General features: G+C 63.1%; 18 protein-coding genes and 2 pseudogenes. 8 read left to right on the top strand and 12 right to left on the bottom strand.

Annotation, left to right across the window (positions count from 1 at the left end; translation table 11 throughout):
- Positions 1-34: 34 nt before the first annotated feature.
- The 12 genes from AC1DRO_RS14210 to AC1DRO_RS14155 form a co-directional block, all read right to left on the bottom strand.
- Complete coding sequence (locus AC1DRO_RS14210; protein WP_476951295.1) at positions 35-784, bottom strand: amino acid ABC transporter ATP-binding protein; 750 nt, start codon at positions 782-784, stop codon at positions 35-37.
- Between the two features lie 238 nt (positions 785-1,022).
- Positions 1,023-1,685 (bottom strand): GntR family transcriptional regulator, encoded by a 663-nt coding sequence (locus AC1DRO_RS14205; RefSeq protein ID WP_243178471.1) that lies wholly within the window; start codon positions 1,683-1,685, stop codon positions 1,023-1,025.
- A gap of 416 nt (positions 1,686-2,101) precedes the next feature.
- A complete protein-coding gene (locus tag AC1DRO_RS14200; RefSeq protein WP_476951294.1) occupies positions 2,102-2,686 on the bottom strand; it encodes a flavin reductase family protein in 585 nt (194 codons plus the stop codon).
- Between the two features lie 38 nt (positions 2,687-2,724).
- The gene (locus AC1DRO_RS14195) at positions 2,725-3,498 is read right to left on the bottom strand and encodes a 1,6-dihydroxycyclohexa-2,4-diene-1-carboxylate dehydrogenase (RefSeq protein WP_476951293.1); all 774 of its coding nucleotides are present in this window, start codon (positions 3,496-3,498) and stop codon (positions 2,725-2,727) included.
- Positions 3,499-3,571: 73 nt separating this feature from the next.
- Positions 3,572-4,891 (bottom strand): MFS transporter, encoded by a 1,320-nt coding sequence (locus tag AC1DRO_RS14190; protein ID WP_476951292.1) that lies wholly within the window; start codon positions 4,889-4,891, stop codon positions 3,572-3,574.
- Positions 4,892-5,101: 210 nt separating this feature from the next.
- Positions 5,102-5,950, bottom strand: coding sequence for a catechol 1,2-dioxygenase (catA, locus tag AC1DRO_RS14185; RefSeq protein ID WP_476850855.1), 849 nt, complete (start codon positions 5,948-5,950; stop codon positions 5,102-5,104).
- A gap of 193 nt (positions 5,951-6,143) precedes the next feature.
- Positions 6,144-6,422, bottom strand: a complete 279-nt coding sequence (gene catC, locus AC1DRO_RS14180; RefSeq protein ID WP_476951291.1) for a muconolactone Delta-isomerase — start codon at positions 6,420-6,422, stop codon at positions 6,144-6,146.
- A 67-nt stretch (positions 6,423-6,489) separates the two neighbouring features.
- Positions 6,490-7,590: a mandelate racemase/muconate lactonizing enzyme family protein gene (locus AC1DRO_RS14175; RefSeq protein ID WP_476951290.1), complete on the bottom strand. Its 1,101-nt coding sequence runs from the start codon at positions 7,588-7,590 to the stop codon at positions 6,490-6,492.
- Entirely contained in the window at positions 7,580-8,563 is a 984-nt protein-coding gene (locus tag AC1DRO_RS14170) for a LysR substrate-binding domain-containing protein (protein WP_476951289.1), read from the bottom strand. Before AC1DRO_RS14170 ends, AC1DRO_RS14175 begins: the two co-directional genes overlap by 11 nt.
- A gap of 144 nt (positions 8,564-8,707) precedes the next feature.
- Positions 8,708-8,902 carry a hypothetical protein gene (locus AC1DRO_RS14165; RefSeq protein ID WP_476951288.1) on the bottom strand — a complete coding sequence of 65 codons (195 nt, stop codon included), beginning with the start codon at positions 8,900-8,902 and terminating at the stop codon, positions 8,708-8,710.
- A gap of 837 nt (positions 8,903-9,739) precedes the next feature.
- Positions 9,740-10,045 carry a recombinase family protein gene (locus tag AC1DRO_RS14160; RefSeq protein WP_476951287.1) on the bottom strand — a complete coding sequence of 102 codons (306 nt, stop codon included), beginning with the start codon at positions 10,043-10,045 and terminating at the stop codon, positions 9,740-9,742.
- 495 nt (positions 10,046-10,540) lie between these two features.
- Positions 10,541-11,365, bottom strand: coding sequence for an alpha/beta fold hydrolase (locus AC1DRO_RS14155; RefSeq protein WP_476951286.1), 825 nt, complete (start codon positions 11,363-11,365; stop codon positions 10,541-10,543).
- A 113-nt stretch (positions 11,366-11,478) separates the two neighbouring features.
- Here AC1DRO_RS14155 and AC1DRO_RS14150 point away from each other — a divergent pair, with 113 nt between their 5' ends.
- The 8 genes and pseudogenes from AC1DRO_RS14150 (at position 11,479) to AC1DRO_RS14115 (ending at position 16,475) form a co-directional block, all read left to right on the top strand.
- A complete protein-coding gene (locus tag AC1DRO_RS14150) occupies positions 11,479-12,375 on the top strand; it encodes a LysR family transcriptional regulator (protein WP_476951285.1) in 897 nt (298 codons plus the stop codon).
- 418 nt (positions 12,376-12,793) lie between these two features.
- Positions 12,794-13,201 (top strand): YybH family protein, encoded by a 408-nt coding sequence (locus tag AC1DRO_RS14145; RefSeq protein ID WP_476951284.1) that lies wholly within the window; start codon positions 12,794-12,796, stop codon positions 13,199-13,201.
- A gap of 235 nt (positions 13,202-13,436) precedes the next feature.
- Positions 13,437-13,590: pseudogene (locus AC1DRO_RS14140) on the top strand (ParB/RepB/Spo0J family partition protein); the annotation flags it as partial.
- Positions 13,591-13,609: 19 nt separating this feature from the next.
- Entirely contained in the window at positions 13,610-13,798 is a 189-nt protein-coding gene (locus tag AC1DRO_RS14135) for a hypothetical protein (protein ID WP_414645509.1), read from the top strand.
- A 116-nt stretch (positions 13,799-13,914) separates the two neighbouring features.
- A complete protein-coding gene (locus tag AC1DRO_RS14130; RefSeq protein WP_476951283.1) occupies positions 13,915-14,421 on the top strand; it encodes a MepB family protein in 507 nt (168 codons plus the stop codon).
- Between the two features lie 78 nt (positions 14,422-14,499).
- Complete coding sequence (locus AC1DRO_RS14125; RefSeq protein WP_090582409.1) at positions 14,500-14,868, top strand: VOC family protein; 369 nt, start codon at positions 14,500-14,502, stop codon at positions 14,866-14,868.
- 121 nt (positions 14,869-14,989) lie between these two features.
- Positions 14,990-15,628: a DinB family protein gene (locus AC1DRO_RS14120; RefSeq protein WP_476951282.1), complete on the top strand. Its 639-nt coding sequence runs from the start codon at positions 14,990-14,992 to the stop codon at positions 15,626-15,628.
- Positions 15,629-15,902: 274 nt separating this feature from the next.
- A pseudogene (locus AC1DRO_RS14115) lies at positions 15,903-16,475 on the top strand (recombinase family protein).
- Positions 16,476-16,636 lie beyond the last annotated feature (161 nt).

Genomic DNA, 16,636 nt, shown 5'->3' with positions numbered 1-16,636 from the left:
TCCTTAGGGTGGGTGCGTCGTTGCACAGGTGCTGTTAATGGACCGAGGAGAGGAAGGCTTTGGCCCGGTCGGAGGAAGGAGAGGTGAAAAACGTTTCAGGGTCGGCAATTTCCACGATGGCTCCGGAGGCCATGAACACGATCCGGTCCGCGAAGGCCCGCGCGAACGACATCTCGTGCGTCACGACGATCATCGTCGTGCCGCTCTGCGCGAGGCTCCGCATGGTTGCCAGAACCTCGCGGGTGGATTCCGGGTCGAGCGCCGACGTCGGTTCATCAAAGAGCAGGACCTTGGGTTCCATGGCCAGTGCGCGGGCGATGGCTGCGCGCTGTTTCTGGCCTCCGGAGAGCTGGGACGGCCGGCTGTGTGCCTTGTCGGCGATGCCGACCATGGCGAGCAGTTCGTGGGCCCGTGTCTCCGCCGCCTGTTTGTCCAGGCCGAGAATTTTCCGTGGGGCGACGGTGATGTTCTCCAGGATGGTTTTGTGGGAGAAGAGGTTGAAGGACTGAAAGACCATCCCCACCTCGGTACGGAACTTGTACAGATCCCTGCCCTCCACCGGCTGTTCGTGGCCGTCGATGAGAATGTGGCCCTCGTCGATGGCTTCGAGCCGGTTGATGCACCGGCACAGCGTCGATTTGCCCGACCCTGAGGGGCCGAGGATGACGACCACCTCGCCACGGCGCACCGACAGATCGATGCCGGTCAGGGCCTGCATGCTGCCAAAGCGCTTGCCGACTCCGCGGAACTCAACGACGGTGTCCGTCTCCGTGATGGCTGTCATGATCTATCTCCTTTGATGAATACGACTGTATACAGTGAAGTACAGTGTGGCATGGTGACCGCAATCACGGCAAGTCATTACGAGTCTTCGATGGGTGCGAACGCTTCGCCACCACCGCGGCAGTTACCAACGGCAGCGGTCTGCGCAACCGTGGCAGCACCGGGCTGATGCCCGGGAGAGGGCAGAAAAGCTGGCGCTTCGGGGCCCGGAGAGCTAGCCGGAGAGCCCGGCAGTGATCTTAGTGGGAGGCCGATTTCCGCAGCAGGTCGAGCCTGATCCGACGGGCTGTCTCCATGTGTTCGCGTGCGGTGTTCCGCGCAGCAGTTTCGTCGCCGGCGGTGATGGCCGCGACCAGCTTAGAATGCTCGGCCAGGGCCTCGTCCCAACGCTCTCCCACAGACAGAGTCGAGTGCGGCGTGCGGATCAGGTGGGTGGACAGCCGCTGCAGGAGATCCTGGAGCACGGGATTGTGCGCAGCCGCCCAGACGGCTGCGTGGAATTCCAGGTTCGTCGACGCCCGGGTGTTGTCATCCGGCTCCGAAAGTGCGCGGTCACGTTCCACTAGGCCTTCGAGCTGCATAATGTCAGTGATGTCGTGGGACAGGGCCGCCTGCCCGGCCGCCTCCTGTTCCAAAAGAATCCGCACGTCATAGACCTGGATGACTTCCTGGGGTGTTGCCTGATGGACCTGCAGTCCACGGGCGCCGCGGTCCAGAAGACGGTCGTGCTGGAGGCGGCGAAGAGCCTCGCGCACCGGCGTGCGGGAGACACCGAAGCGTTCCCCCAAGGTAACTTCCCGCAAGGGAGTGGCGGGAGCAATTGCACCGGCCAGGATTTCAGAGCGCAGCTGGGCGTAGATAGAATCCCCGTCGTGCCGCATCGTTTCAGAACCAGGTGACACAACGTTCCTTCCACAGTGGCGACTCGGAAGGGAGGCTTACGCCGCCACTCGGTCCCGCCAGTTCGCAGACCCGAAGCCATCGCCCGGACACCCATAGTATTCCAGTGGATACGCAAGTGTCCAAGATGTGTTGTCCTTTCCATCCGGATGGTGCATGAGTCGGAGTTGTTCGGCCGCCGCGGCTTGGTTCGGCGTCAGTAACTTTTCGCCGTCCGGGCGGAGCTCGCCCGTCGGTGATACGTGCCGGTAAAGGGTCTGGCGGGTGATGCCGAGTTCGGTGCAGAGATCGCCGACTTTGGTTCCGGGCTTGCCCAGGGAGGCCGTGGCGAGCCTGAGTTTGGCCGAGGTCATTTACTCGGGAGACTGAGTCGCATAGCCCGACATGTAGATCGCTGCCCCCTGCAGGGCCGGTCAGATTAGACAGATGTCCGGTCGTGAAACGGCCTGAAGGAGCTGGAGCCGGCGAACCAGTCCGATTCGGGAGCATCGCCGGAGTTATCCCGCCGGGCACCCTCGATCCGTCCTCCTGGGTTGTGGAACTCACCGCCGAACAACACGAGGGGTTCCCGCTTGGTGATGTCCAGTGCGATGACCTCGCCGACGACGATGATGTGGTCGCCGCCGTCGTAAATATTCCACGGCCGGCACTTAAGCGTCGCGGCGTTCCCCGTCAGCACCGGGACGTTGCCGTCCAGCGTCCATTCCGGTTCCGCGTCAAGGACTTTGCCAGCGAAGTGCAGGGCCACATCCTTTTGTTCTACCGACAGGATATTGATAGCGAACGGCGCAGCTTCCAGATACCGGGCGCCGCGCGAGGACCGGGTCAGTGTGACCTGGGCAAGCGGCGGGTCGAGGGATACCGCGGTGAAGGCGCTGACGGTGGCGCCGTGCGGAACGCCGTCGTCCGTCCGGGTGGTGACCACCGTGATACCGGTGGCGAACCTGCCAAAGGCGTGGCGCAATTCTCGTTCTTCGATGCATCCCATGGCTTCCTGAGTCATCGACTTCTCCTTTCTGCTGTTGTTCAGGCCGCGCTGAATTACCCAAGGTCCCCGCCGCCCACGGGCAGCACCGCGCCAGTGATGTAACTGGCGTCGTCAGAGGCCATGAACAAGATCGGAGCTGCCTGTTCTTCCAGCGTGCCGTACCGCTTGAAGAGGGTGCTTTCGGTGGTCTGGTCCACGATCTGCTGGTACCACGTCTCTTCCTGGGCGGACTGCGTGTTCGGGTTGCGCGGGACCTTCCGCGGCGGAGCTTCGGTGCCGCCGGGCGCGGTGGCCACTACCCGGATACCCTTTGGAGCGGCTTCGAACGCCAGCGACGCGGTCAGAGCGTTGACCCCGCCCTTGGACGACGCGTATGGAACGCGATTGATGCTTCGGGTGGCTATCGAGGAGACGTTCACGATGACCCCGGCCGTCCGTTCCACCATGTGCGGCAGCACTGCGCGGCAGCACCACAGCGTGGGGAAGAGGGAGCGCCGTACTTCGGCCTCGATCTCGTCCTCCTCGTAGTGCTCGTAGGGCTTGGCCCAGATCGTACCGCCGACATTGTTGATCAGGATGTCGATGCGTCCAAACTCTGCCACGGCGTAGGCCATCAGCTTCACGGCGCCCGCATAAGTTTCCAGATCGCAAAGGAAATATCGTGCAGGTGCATCACTGGCCGTCAGCTCCGCACACACTTCAATGACCAGCTCGGACCGGTCCGCCAGCACCAAGGTGCCTCCCTCGGCCGCAATCCTACGGGCGACGACGGCCCCAATCCCTTGGGCAGCGCCGGTCACCACAACAACCTTGTCGGTAAAACGCATTGCTGTGCGTCCTCTCATATTGGGATTTTTCAGCCGTTGAGGCCAGTTCGATATCTGCGTAGGTGCCCCGGCGTCAGCTGATGGCTTCACGTTCCCGTGGCGCCGGCTCCGTCGAAGCAATCTGGGCTTTAGCTGTCGAGCTTCGCACCATCAGGGTGGCCAGTCCGGCCAGGACCAGGGGTACCGCGAGTGCCATGAAGTAACCGGAGACGCCGAGTCCCGTGAGAATGAGCCCGCCGAGGGCGGAGCCCACGATGGAACCGAGGCGGCCAATTCCGATGCCCCAGCCGGTAGCCGTGGCACGAAGTTGAGTGGGGTAGGCGTTGGCGATCAGGTAGTTCAGGGCCAACTGCTGGCCGCCAATGCCGAAGCCTGCCAGCCCGATAAGCACGAAGACCAGCGCAAAGTTGGAGCCGGCCAGGGCCAGGCCCAGCGCGATGACGATCCCCGCCGCAAACATGACCAGCAGCAATTTTCTGGGGTTGACCTTGGGCAGGATGATGGACAGAGGGATGGCGAAGAGGATAAAGGCGCCGTTGACGGTCACGGTTCCCATCGCGGCCTGCGAGCCGGCCAGCCCCAACATCTTGAGCGCGGTTGGCATCCAGAGCAGCAGCAGGAACCACGCGATCCAATTGAGCAGGTAGGTGGCGAAGACTGCGATGGTGACCATCCGGTACTTAGCGGAGAAAAGTACGGCGACGGAGCTGCGCTCCTGCATTTTGTCGTTGGTTGCGAGCACGGCGTCCGGGCTGACTGGGCTCCCGGAAATTGAGGCCATGATCTGACGCGCCTGTGCGTCGGCTGCGGAGGTGCCCTTGGCCGCCAGGAAGATCGGCGATTCGGAGAGAATCTTGCTGCAGACCAAAACCATGGCAAGTGGCAGCACGCCGCCGGCCAGGAAGATGCCACGCCAGCCCATCACTGGCAGCCATGCCGCCGCCACAAGCCCACCGAGTAGCGCGCCACCGGGCAGGCCAAGCAACACCAATGTCATGAACGTGCCGCGGCGCGATTTGGGACTGTACTCGGCGGTCAGTGCCAGCAGCGCCGGGGTGGCCCCGCCCATGCCGAGGCCAATGAGGAAGCGCAGAATGACAATCTGCTCCAGGGATTGAGCAAAAGCACCGGCAAGGGAGAACACACCAAAAAGGGCCAGTGCGAGCAGGATGGTCTTCTTCCGACCGATCCTGTCCCCGAAGGTGCCAAGGGACATTGCGCCCACGCACATGCCAACGGTGCTGGCGGTGATCACCCAGGTCATGTCAGTGGCCTGCAGGCCGAAGTCTTCGGCGATTGCCGGTCCGATGAATGCAATCGACTGGGTGTCGAATCCGTCCAGCAGTGCGATCACGAAACAGAGGACGACGATGGACCATCGTTTGATTCCCATGGGCGTGTTGTCGATAACGTCTTGGACGTTATAGGCGAGTTTAGTCACCGGTAACTCACTTTCGTGTGATGTTCTGACCCGACTGATCCGGGGGCCGGGCGGCTGCGGCCACTTCATTTTGGGCACGCGGCATTACGGCAGGTGGTGGGGATGATATTGGGGTTGGGCCCGGGGCCGGGCGGTTCCGGCCCCGGCGCCGAAAAGGGGTGCTTAGCCCCGGGGGTCGAGCACGAAGTTATAGGTGACTTCGCGGCCCTTGCCGTCGGCGCGCTCGGTGGGGGCCAGGACGAGTTCGGGCTTCACGGCCGAGGCGATGTCGTCGGCGACATGCTCGTCGCCTTCGAAGTAGAGCTGGGTGGTGATGAGCTCGTGCTTCGGGGCCGAAACCTTCAGGTGCAGGTGGGCCGGCCGCCAGGCGTGCCAGCCGGCCGCGGCGATGAGGGCACCGCAGGCACCGTCGGTGGGGATCTGGTACGGCGCGGGCTGCATGGTGTTGATCTGGAAGTTGCCCTGAGCGTCGGCGATGATGGAGCCGCGGAGGTTCCATTCGGGCAACCCGGGGGCGAACTGGGAGTAGAAACCGAGGTCATCGGCGTGCCACAGTTCGATCAGTGCTCCGGCGAGCGGCTGGCCGGCGACGTTCGTGACCTGGCCCTGGAACAGCAACGGTGTGCCGGGTTCGTCGTCGCGCATCGGCAGGGTGGCCGGGGTGTTGAGCGTGGGGGCGTTCGGGATGTAGTACGGTCCCTCGATGCTGCCCTTGGAACCGTGGCGACTGGAGTTGGCGACCTCCTCGACGGAGTGCTCCACCCATACGTCCAGGAACAGCGGCCACTCCCCGTCCTCGCCGACCTGGATGAGCCAGGCCTTGAAAGCGTTGTATTCGTCGTAGGTGACCTTCTCGTCCAGGACGGTGTCGTTGATCGCCTTGATGACGCGGCCGGCAAGCGTGCTGACCCGCTCCTGGCTGGTGCCGGCCGCGAGGTGCTTGTTCTCCCGGAAGCGGGCGGTTGCCCCTGCGCCCGAGGAAGCTGCTGTGGCTTCGGTTTCCATTGTCATGGTGACTCCCTTGTCAAAAAAGAAGGATGGTAAAAACGGTCGGCGGTTCCGGACTGGCAAATTTCGCTCAGTGCCGTGCCGCACATCACATCCGGTGTTGATTCAACGGTAGGCCCGTAATTGGTCGAGGGGAAATACCTATTTCCGGCCCATTGAAAGCTTTTGGGTATGAATGTTCGAGTGAGGGGCCGGGCTATTCGACAGCGGACGGGTGCTTGGCCAGCGGCGTCACCTTGATGTCCATGTAGGGGAAGAGCGGCAGTTCGGAGAGCAGGGTGTGCAACTCGTCGTTGTCCGCGACGTCGAACACCGAGTAGTTGGAGTATTCGCCCACGACCCGCCACAAATGCGCCCAGCGTCCGTCGCGCTGCAGCTGCTGGGAATACTCCCGCTCTTCCACCTTGATGGCGTCGGCGCGTTCCTTGGGCATGTCCAGCGGAATATTGACGTCCATGCGGACCAGATACAGCATGTGGTTCTCCTTGCGTGGTGGGGAGCGGTGTGCCGGCGTTCTGAAGCAGGATGCGGGCCGGGCCGGGCTAGTCCTGCCGGTATTTCTGCAGCTTGTCGGCGTCGATGGCCGCGCCGACGCCGGGGACCTCGCGGACCCGGATGGCACCGTCCATGATTTTTAGCGGCTCCGCGAGCAGGTCATCCGTCATGTCCAGGTAGTTGGAGAGCTCCCCGGCCCGCCGGGAGCTGGCCTCGAACGCCGCACCAAAGGTGACCGTGGCGAGGCTGCCGATCTGGGTGTCGATCTGGTTGCCCATCGTGACGTCCACGCCGAGGCCCACGCAGAGGCCGAGGATCTGCTGGGCTTCGGTGAAACCGCTGCGCGCAGTCTTAATGCAGATCGCGGTGCTGCCGCCGGAAAGCAATTCGCGGGAGACATCGCCCAGGGTGGGGACACTTTCGTCGCCCACGATCGGGATGCTCGAGCTCTGCACCAGCCGGCGCCGGCCCATCGCCTCGCCGGCATCGCACGGCTCCTCCAGCATGGACAGGCCCAGGCCCTCGGTCCTGCGCAGGACCTCCATGGCCTCGTTCGCCGTCCAGCCACGGTTGGCGTCGAGGTAGATCTCGGCGTCCTCGCCAAGGCCCTCCCGCAAAACATGGCAGGCCTCGACGTCGAGGGAGAGGGGCCGCCGCCCGGTCTTGAGCTTGAAGGTGTTGATGCCGTACGTTTCACGGAACCGCAGCGCTTCTTCCAGAAGCTCGGCGGCGGGCTTGAAGCCCAACATGTGCGAGACCCGCATGCTGTCGGTGAAGCCGCCCAGCAGTTTGTGCACCGGGGTGCCCAGCGAGATCCCGATGACATCCCAGAGCGCGATGTCCAGGGCCCCCTTGGCCGTGGGGTTGTTGACCGTGCGCCGGAGCAGCTGCTGGACCTTGGAGCGGTCCAGCGGGTCCAGCCCGATGAGTTGCGGGGCAAAGACCTTGGTCACCACCGAGACGATCGAATCCTGGGTTTCGCCGTAGGTGTAGGGCCGCGGCGGGGTGTCCGCGATACCGCAGATGCCGGTGTCCGTGTAGATCCGGACCAGCACGTGTTCCGCGGAAGTCACCTCGCCGCTGGCGAACTTCAGCGGCCGCGCGTAAGGAATGGCGTAGGGAATGGCCTCTATGCGGTCAATTTTCACGGGGTGGTTCCTTTGTTGCGGATGCGGGTTGTGACTGTGGCGGGGACTGGGCCGGCGACTCCGCGGGGCGAAGCGGGGGCTGTTGCTGGCCAGGGCCCGATGTGGGAGGTAAATCGAAGAGCTGCAGGAAGCTGCGCAGCAGGGGTGTCTCAGCGTCGCGGATCCAGGCAACGGCGAGGTCGACCGGCGGCGGGTTATGCAACGGTCGGAAGACGACACCCTGAAAGGAAAACATCCGGGAAGTCATCGGCACTAGGGCGATCCCCATCCCCGCCGCGACGAGCGAGAGCAGGGTGGAGGTTTCCCTGGCCTCCTGGACGAGCCGCGGCTGGAACCCGGCTTTGCGGCAGGCGTCCACGACGATGCTGGTTACCGCGGAGTAGCTCGGATAACCGACGAAGTCCTGGCCGGCGAGCTCCGCCAGTTCCAGGGTGCCCTTTTCCGCCAGCGGCGAATCTGCCGGGAGTGCCGCGACCAGCTGATCCTGTTCGAGGAGTTTGAGGGCCACAGTTCCGGAGCGGACTGGGGGTCGGAGGACGGCGACGTCGAGCCTTCCGTCCTCGAGTGCGGACTCCATCTGCGGCGTCAGCATTTCGCCCTGAACGGTGATGCGGAGCCCGGGAAAAGTGCGTCGGGCGGCCTGGACGATGCTGGGCATCAGCCGGTAGGTGGCTGTTCCGGTGAAGCCGACGCGGAGGACGCCAGTGGCACCTGCGCCGACCTGCCGGACGTCCTCCTCCAGAGCTTCCAGTTCCTGCATCAGCAGCCGTCCTCGATCCAACAGGACCTGTCCGGCTGGGGTGAGATCCACCTTGCGCGTAGTGCGCAACAGCAAGGGTGTGCCGAGCTGTTCCTCCAGCTGCCGGATCTGTTGGGACAACGGCGGCTGGGCCATGTGCAGCCGCTGGGCTGCGCGGCCGAAGTGACGTTCCTCGGCCACTGCAATGAAGTACTTGAGGTGGCGCGTCTCCATTAGAAGCTCCCGGGCAGCTCGAAGCAGGCGATATGCCGTACTCCGACCAGCTTAGGAGGGCGGATTAGTTAGGGGAAATACCTATTTCGGAGCTATTGGGACGTTTCGCATACCAATCTCCGCCTGTGGGCGGCCAAGCGCGGATCAGGCAGGCCAGCGGCAAGGAGGGTTACATTGTTCGAAAGGCAAGCTGGCCAAGATGTAGGCCCAGCCGAAGTGCTTGAAGACATAGCCGCCCGGCGATGCCGCGGTGACGACCCGGTAGATGAAGTCTGCAAGGAAGATCACGCTGAAAACGGCGTTCATCACCGTGATCACGGTGTCGAGCGATTTGCCCACTTGTTGCCTCACATGAAAACCTCCGAGCGACAGCTGTCACGCGCGGGCAGCAACCATAACCCACGCTCCGGGCACCGCTTCGGCTGGTGACCGCACTCACCGACCCACTGTTGAAATCAGGCGGACTGGTACTTGGACCAACGTGGACGGGATCGCTTGATTATGCGGGCGTGCACCAGTCACGCGCCAAATAGCACCACCAAATAGCTCTGTCATTCACACGGCTGAGCAAGGCAGGCCCGGGCTCGCCCCCGCACCCCGGGTCCGGCAACCACCACCGCCCCCGCCGCCGGGGTTCCGTTGTTTCGTGTGGCTCGGTTAATCCGCGATCAGCGTCTGAAGGGGCGCTGCCCGTCGTGCAGTGGTGCGCCGACGGGATCATGAACGGCTTGAAGGGAGGTGACCTTGTGATTGGAGAGTCGAGTACTAAGAAGTCCCGCGCCCCTTCGATTGGGGGGCTGCTGGCGGCTGCGAAGCTTGGAGCTGGCCGCTTTGGGGTGTGTACAAAGTACACAATTTCGGCTTCGGATCGGGCCGTACCAGTCCCGGATTGGGCCGGATTCCGCATGTTTCCGCGGGAGTCTAGTGTTTGCAGGGGAGGGAATGCAGTTCGAGTCCCACCTCGGGCACGTGTTTTCCCTGTTCAGGGGCTTGTGGGCCGCTGACTGTGTACAAATCTCCTTTATGGGCCCCTGCGGGGGCCCATTTTGGTTGGTGGTGTCTGGTCTGGCGGCTCCTTCTCTTGGCTTGGACAGCAGTGTTGCTGCGTACTCCTTCATGGCCGGTAGCGCTTGGAACTGCATGACTTGCTGAGACTTGGGGATCAAATCCTCTTGTTCATCCCTGTCGCCAGCCGGAACCCGTGGGATACACGTCCTCGTGGCCTCGATGATGTTCTCGAGCATCGGGTAGGGGCCAGTAGAACCCATCGAGTTTGGTGACGACCAGGGCGCCGGCGGCCCGGACAGCCGCCAGGGCTTCGTTCAGTCCCGGCCGTTGCTTGTTCCTTCCGGTCGCGCCGTGGTCACCATTGATCAGGCCCTTGCGGTCGCCCAGACCCGTAAGCGCCTTGCGCGGCGTTGCCAGGTCCTGTTCGTTGGTGCAGACCCGGGCGTAGCCGCTGATCTGCGCGGGCGGGTGCAACTGTCGCGATTGTCCAACCTGAGCGGGACAGTTTTGCGGCCGGGGTACACGCGATTCCAGGATTCCGGTATCTGTATCGGATTTTCTCGCAGCGGCAGTGCGGGCGGATGGTGTCGCGGTGGGGGACCGGCTTGCGGGCGGCAGATTCAGCTGGAGGAGGCAGGCTGGTCAGGGCGACCCAAGTCGGCCCGGAGCGCGCGGATGATCGAGGCGAGGATTCCGGACGCGAGAAGTCCTGACCCAGCGGACCGGCGGAATTTCCCCCCAGCGGTGGCAAGCGCCGAAGCGCGGACCGGGCTTCGGCACTCATGTGCTCTAGTTGCCAGTGGACCTCGTCGTCGACCGTCTGGGACCGATAGGCGCCGCCAGTCCGGCCGCTTTCGCGGCATACGCGGCTGCCCCCAAGGCGTGCGCGCCCATGATGCTTCTATAGGCGTTAAATCCTGATTTTGGTGAGTATGGCAGTTTGATTCAGGACGGTACCCCGGACCCCCTTTAACCGGCCGCATTTGCGGACTGCCTAAATATCGCGTCGATTTCCTTAGCCAGTTCCCCGGCGTGGTTGAGGAAGCCCATGTGGCCGCCCGTTACCGTCCGGCGGTTGACTCCCGCATGGGAAGCTACCCACTCGGCGGCCTCCACGAAGAATGGCGCTGTCTGCTCGGCACTGAGTACGGCCAGCGGCACGCTCATTCCTGACAATGCCACCGGCTCGGGCCGCCAGGACGCGAATGCTCCGAACTCCGCTTCCAGCAGGACCCTGGCGTTTGTCCGGAGTCCGTCGAGAAACTCTGGCGGCAACAACGGGGCGGCATCTCCTGCCGCGAACTGGACGAAGGCCTCGGCACCGCCGGCAAGTCCGCCGGCCTCCACGCCTGCCGCAATCACCGGCTGCACGGTGGCCATTGCGTCGTCGGGATTGGACAGAATGCCCAGCAGCGCCGGCTCGTGCAGCACGGCTCCGGTAAAACGCCCGGGGGCCTTCAGGGCAGCGGCCAGCGCTATCAACGCCCCGGTGCTGTTGCCGAACATGACGCATGGCACGGTCCCGAGCGTTTCCAACAGGGCAACAACGTCGCCGGCATGCTGGTCCACTGACGTTTCCGCCCAGTCCGGTTGCTGTGAACTGCGTCCGTTGTTCCGACGGTCATAGGCGATGACTGCGTGGTTTTGGGCCAACACCTGGGCCAGTTCGGCGTATTGCCGGGCGTCGCCTCCAGCGCCGGGGACCAGAAGCACCGGCGTCCCATGACCGGTCACTTCAACGTGAAACGTGGTGCCGTTGGCCTCCACCAGAGCGGCCCCGTCAATTGTGCTCATTGCCTTCACCTTTCCGAGAGCGGTATACCTTTCCCTTTCATTGGACGCCCGTGCGGGACCTGCCGTCCAAGACCGCTATGGACTCGGACGATCACAAATTCTTATGATGGGCCATGGAGATCCGCCAACTCCGGCGATTCCTTGTCCTGGCTGAGGAACTGCACTTTGGCAAAGCCGCTGCCCGGCTCCACATCGCCCAGCCTGCACTGAGCCAGGAGCTCAAAGCCTTGGAAAGAGCCTTGGGACTCCGCCTCTTGGACCGGACCCACAATCACGTTGCGCTCACGGACGCGGGTCGGCGTCTCCGGGAGGAAGCTGTCCAAATCATTCAGGCCCACGACGCCGCAGCGGCAGCCATGGACGAACTACGCAGTCCTCCGAGCGGCACGCTCAAACTGGGTGTGGCTGTTGGGGTGGCGTACCCGCTTCTGGCGGAACTGCTCAGCGGTCTGGGTCCAGGCGAAACTGCACCGGAGGTAGACGTCAAACCTGCGGCAGCAAGGGAAGGAGTCCAAAAACTTCTTGAGGGCGAGTTTGACGCTGTTTTCATTCACGCCGTGCCACCCTCCGACGAACGGCTCGGTGTGCTGACCCTAGAAACCGAGCCGATGGGGGTTGCCCTTCCATCCGGCAGCCGGCTGGCAAAGCTGGCAGCAATCAGTCCCCTGGATCTGAATGGCCAGGCTCTGATCTGGTTACAGCGCGACGGCGACCCGGATGTTCGCGAGCGGGTACTGGGTTTGCTGGTGGATGAAGGGATGATTCCGGGCCCGCACCGCTGGTCGCCGAGCATAGCCACCACCATGAGCCTGGTGGCTGCCGGCCTTGGCGTGTCGTTCAAAACGCCGCATCAGGTGGTACCAGGTGATCCTCCCGGCGTCGTGTGGCGCCCGTTTGTTGGGGTGTCTCTCCCCATGCCGACCGTACTGGTCTGGCTCCGGAACGGCGCCTCGCCATTGACCACCCAGTTGGTCGCTCACGCCCGGTGGTACGTCGCGGAAAAATTGTAAGGCGTCGCTGCGGTGGGCCCGTTGGTTGCCCCCAGCAACCAGACGTAAACGGATCCTAATGTTCAGCCAGTCAACAATGCCGGTCCAACGTTTCCTGCGTCCCCATGGGGCGAATCTAGGCGCCTTTGCCATCAATGGACACGAAATCACGCATCTTGGCTGCATACGGCTGCGGTGAAGGAGGTTGCTTGTGTCAGGCATTTGTGGGCTGGCGTGGTCGCTGTGCGGAGTTGTCGCTAGCTTCCTAGGCGCGGCCTGTGCCAGCGCTTCTGCATTCCTGATCGGTCTCGGCGCCAGGAAATCGTACGTAGACATCATTCGTGAACGGTGCCACGATGGCCGAATACAGGGCCTGGCGCGCCGCGCCGGCGCAGATGCGAGGCTGGAGGAACCAATGTCGGGGTCCGATCTAGATCGTGTGGTTGAGCAGTACCACCGAGCGCTCGATGCGTTCGTCAGGGGAGACCCGGAGCTGCAGAAGAAGCTGTTTTCGAGGCGGGACGACGTCTCACTGGCCAATCCGCTCGGCCTGCCGGCTCGGGGCTGGAGTGCAGTTGAGCAGACGATGGAGCGGGCGGTTTCTCAACTGAGGGAGGGCGAGYCCATCAACTTCGAGCGAATCTCGGGGTACGTCGGGACGGAACTCGCATACACTGTCGAAATTGAACGTGCCCGGGCCAAGGTTGGCGGATCCGATGAAGTATCCCCGATTTCTCTTCGCGTGACGACGATTTTCCGCCTGGAGGACGGACAGTGGAAAGTTCTCCATCGTCACGCAGATCCGATCACTTCCCCGCGGCCAATCGAGTCCATCGTCCAGGTTTAGGTCCGGGATCCGTGCCGCACCGGACAGGTCCGGTCGGCGTCCCGCCACTCGTGTTCCACGTCTAAGGAACTGGGACGGATCCGCTCTGCTGCGTCCGCGGCCAGGAGGGAATCATCGTCATGGTCGCAGAGCGGATCAGCCGAACCTCCGGTCGGCCGCCGCCCGATTCGAATGACGCTGCGGTAGCAATGTTGCTACTCCAGCCGGCCGAGGTTGAAAAGTGCAGAGAAGCTCTGTGGTCCGCCGTGAATTCGTGAAGTCGCTGCTGGCGACGAAGCAGCCGCCCAAGGGTTGGCAGCACTTCACCGTCCACGCCATCACCCATCACCCCGAAACGGCCAGCGGGTACGAGGGAACCGTCGCCGCCGAGATGGCCGGAGCCAAGACGGGGGGAGAGACCGGACCCGGATGGCCCACGACCCCGGAACACGGGACTACGTCACCAAACGCACCCAAGAAGGCCGCAGCTACCGCGAAATCCGCAGATCCCTCAAGCGCTACATCGCCCGAACGCTCTACCGCCAGCTCAACGCCCTTTATGCCACCGCAGAACCGGCCCGATCCCAGGTTGCCGGGGCAGACCCTTACCCGGAATAGGAGCACCGGTTGAGCATGCCGGGCTTCGGTTTGATTACGGTTCAGGTGGTGTCCGGTAAAGGATCGTCAACCGGACAGGTTTCAGGCCCGGATTCTTGAGCGATTACAGTTTGAGAGTGAATTTCCACGCATTCAAACGCTTCATCGATCTTGCGCCTGCTCCTGCCGATGCACAGCCTGTCATCCAGGTTGAAGAACAGAACAGCGACTACGAATCTGGGGTTGCACGCATCGGGAAGGAGCAGTGGCGAATCCGCACCGCCCGGATCACACCGACGAAGCCGGGCGCCTTCGTCGCGGTCTGGAAGCGCGACGAAGGCGGATCGACCAGGCCCTTCACGGCTGACGAGTCGATGTCTGGACTGCTCGTCTTCGCAGAGGAGCAGGAACGGTTCGGGGTCTTCCAATTCACCACGGCGCACCTGATCTCGCTCGGATGCGTCAGCTCCGAGCTGCATCCTGGCAAGCGCGGTTTCCGCGTCTATCCCGCATGGTGCACCGACCTGAATCCTCAAGCGTCACGCACTCAGGGCGCGCAGGGGGCTGCGTTCTCCGAGCTTTCTCCGAGTAACGCGTCGCGGACCGTGACTGAAAACGATCGTGCCCTTCAACGGCGCCCGTAAGCCGGTGGTTCAGCGGACGCCCTGGTGACCGCAGGGATTCTTCACCGGGCAGGGGTCCGGCTCAGTAGAGTGGAACGCATGAGTCTTGAATGGGAACAAGTAATTGTCGATTCGGCACGACCGGCCGAGCTTGGACTTTGGTGGGCCAAAGCTTTGGGTTGGGTCGTGACTTTGGAAGCTGACGATGAGTTCGAAATTCGTTCTGCACCGGACCGGTTGCCAGGGTTGGTCTTCGTGCCGGTGGCAGATTCGAAGGTAACAAAGAATCGTCTTCACCTCGATTTTCGGCCGGACGATCCAGCGGCCGAGGTCGAGCGGATGGTCGCTCTGGGTGCCCGCAGGGTCGATGTTGGTCAAGGCGAGCGGCCGTGGACTGTACTTGAGGATCCAGAAGGCAACGAGTTCTGCGTTCTGGGAGCCCGAAAGAAGGCCAGTACCGACAGTTGAAAGTTCGGACAGACCACGGGGCGCCCGTCAGCGGATCCCTTGGCGGGCACTTGGTCGTGGACAGCCAGCGGATGCTCCGAAGTACGAACATCGACCGCGCGTAGGCGTCTAACGGCATCTCGTGGAGTATAGGCTACATGCCATGATGACCAACGAGCGCCTCAAGCCCCTGCTCGATCAGTACGACTGGGCGACGGAACGACTTCTCACTCGCCTCGCCGGGCCCACCAGCAACTCGGGTGATGACAGCGACGTCGACGTACCGGTACTGACGGACGCCGAGTACCTCTGGGAACCGGTCGACGCGTGTTGGTCGGTACGGAGGCGCGCCGATGGGCCCGGACCGGGCGCCATCAAGCTCATCGGCGCGGGTGAGTGGGGGCGAGACGGCGCCCCCGAAAGTCCGTGGCCTCCGCCCCTCACGACGATCGCCTGGCGGCTTGACCACATCTCCGAAACGCTGTTGGGCCGAGCCAACCACCTCGGGGGCGACCGAACGTTCGATCGAGCGACGTACGAATCACGACCAGATGCAGCCGGCGCTATCGAGAGGTTCCGTCAGGCCGCAGCCGACTGGCGCCGGGTACTACTCAGTGTCGATGAGTCCGACTATGACCGGACCGGGCTAAGCAGCTACCCATACGGCAGCGATGCCGAGGAGACGTTTCCGTCGATCGTGTGGTGGGAGAACCAGGAGATCCTGCACCACGGAGCCGAGATCGCGCTGCTCCGCGACCTCTACGTTCACCACGCTCAGTAGCGACGAGCACGCACCGCGGACAGCTCAGCTGGCGGAGTCTCTACGAAGTCGGCAATTCCATGAATGTGTCCCGCGTCATAATTTAACGTCATCTCGTGCACGAGATGATAAAGAGGATTACGTCCGCATCGGTGCATAGTGCCCGCAAGCCGGTCGATCACCGTGCCCAGGAAACGTGCCGCACGTCCCTTGCAGTTACTGGCCTAGGCCATGTACGTAAGACCCGCACGATCAAATGCACGGTGACGGGGGGATTACTGCAACCCTGTTCCTCATGACTGGAATGAAGATCGGTTATGCCAGAGTCTCGACAAACGACCAAGACCTTACCGGACAACGAAACGCTCTCCTTGCCCTTGGTGTTGAAGAGAAGCAGATCTTCGTCGATCACGGACTGACGGGATCTAACCGGGTTCGCCCTGGACTCCGTGAAGCGATGGCGGCATGCCGAGCCGGCGATACGCTGGTGGTGACCAAGCTGGACCGTTTGGCGCGTTCCCTTTCCGATGCCCGGGGTATAGCTGACGAGCTGACGGCCAAAGGGGTAGTCCTCAGTCTCGGCGGCAGCACCCACGATCGGACTGACCCCGTAGGCCGGCTGCTGTTCAACGTCCTGAACGGTGGCGGAGTTTGAGGCAGATCTGATCCGGGCGCGCACGCGCGAGGGCATGGCGGTCGCAAAAGCGAAGGGGCGACTGAAGGCAAGCAGCCAAAATTGTCCAAGACGCAGCGGAAGCATCTCCTGACACTGCACGACGCCGGCGAGCATACGCAGGCCGAACTGGCCGAACTGTTCCGGGTATCCCGGACGACGGTGTACCGCGAGCTCCAAAGGCGCATCAGGTGAAGACCGATGCGGCGCCCCCTGCTAAGAGTGCCACTTAGCGCTGCAAAAAGACCGCCATTCCCAGGACGCCCGCGCCAAGGGGCGCACCGCCGAGGACGCCGCGCGTCTCGCTGGCTGGAGCCGCACAACGTCTACCGCCACCAGCAAGCCCGTGCTGCAAG

It is taken from the genome of Arthrobacter sp. P4_F11 (assembly GCF_056401395.1).
Note: the sequence above shows the minus strand (reverse complement) of the source record. Positions and strands in the feature narration are given on the sequence as shown.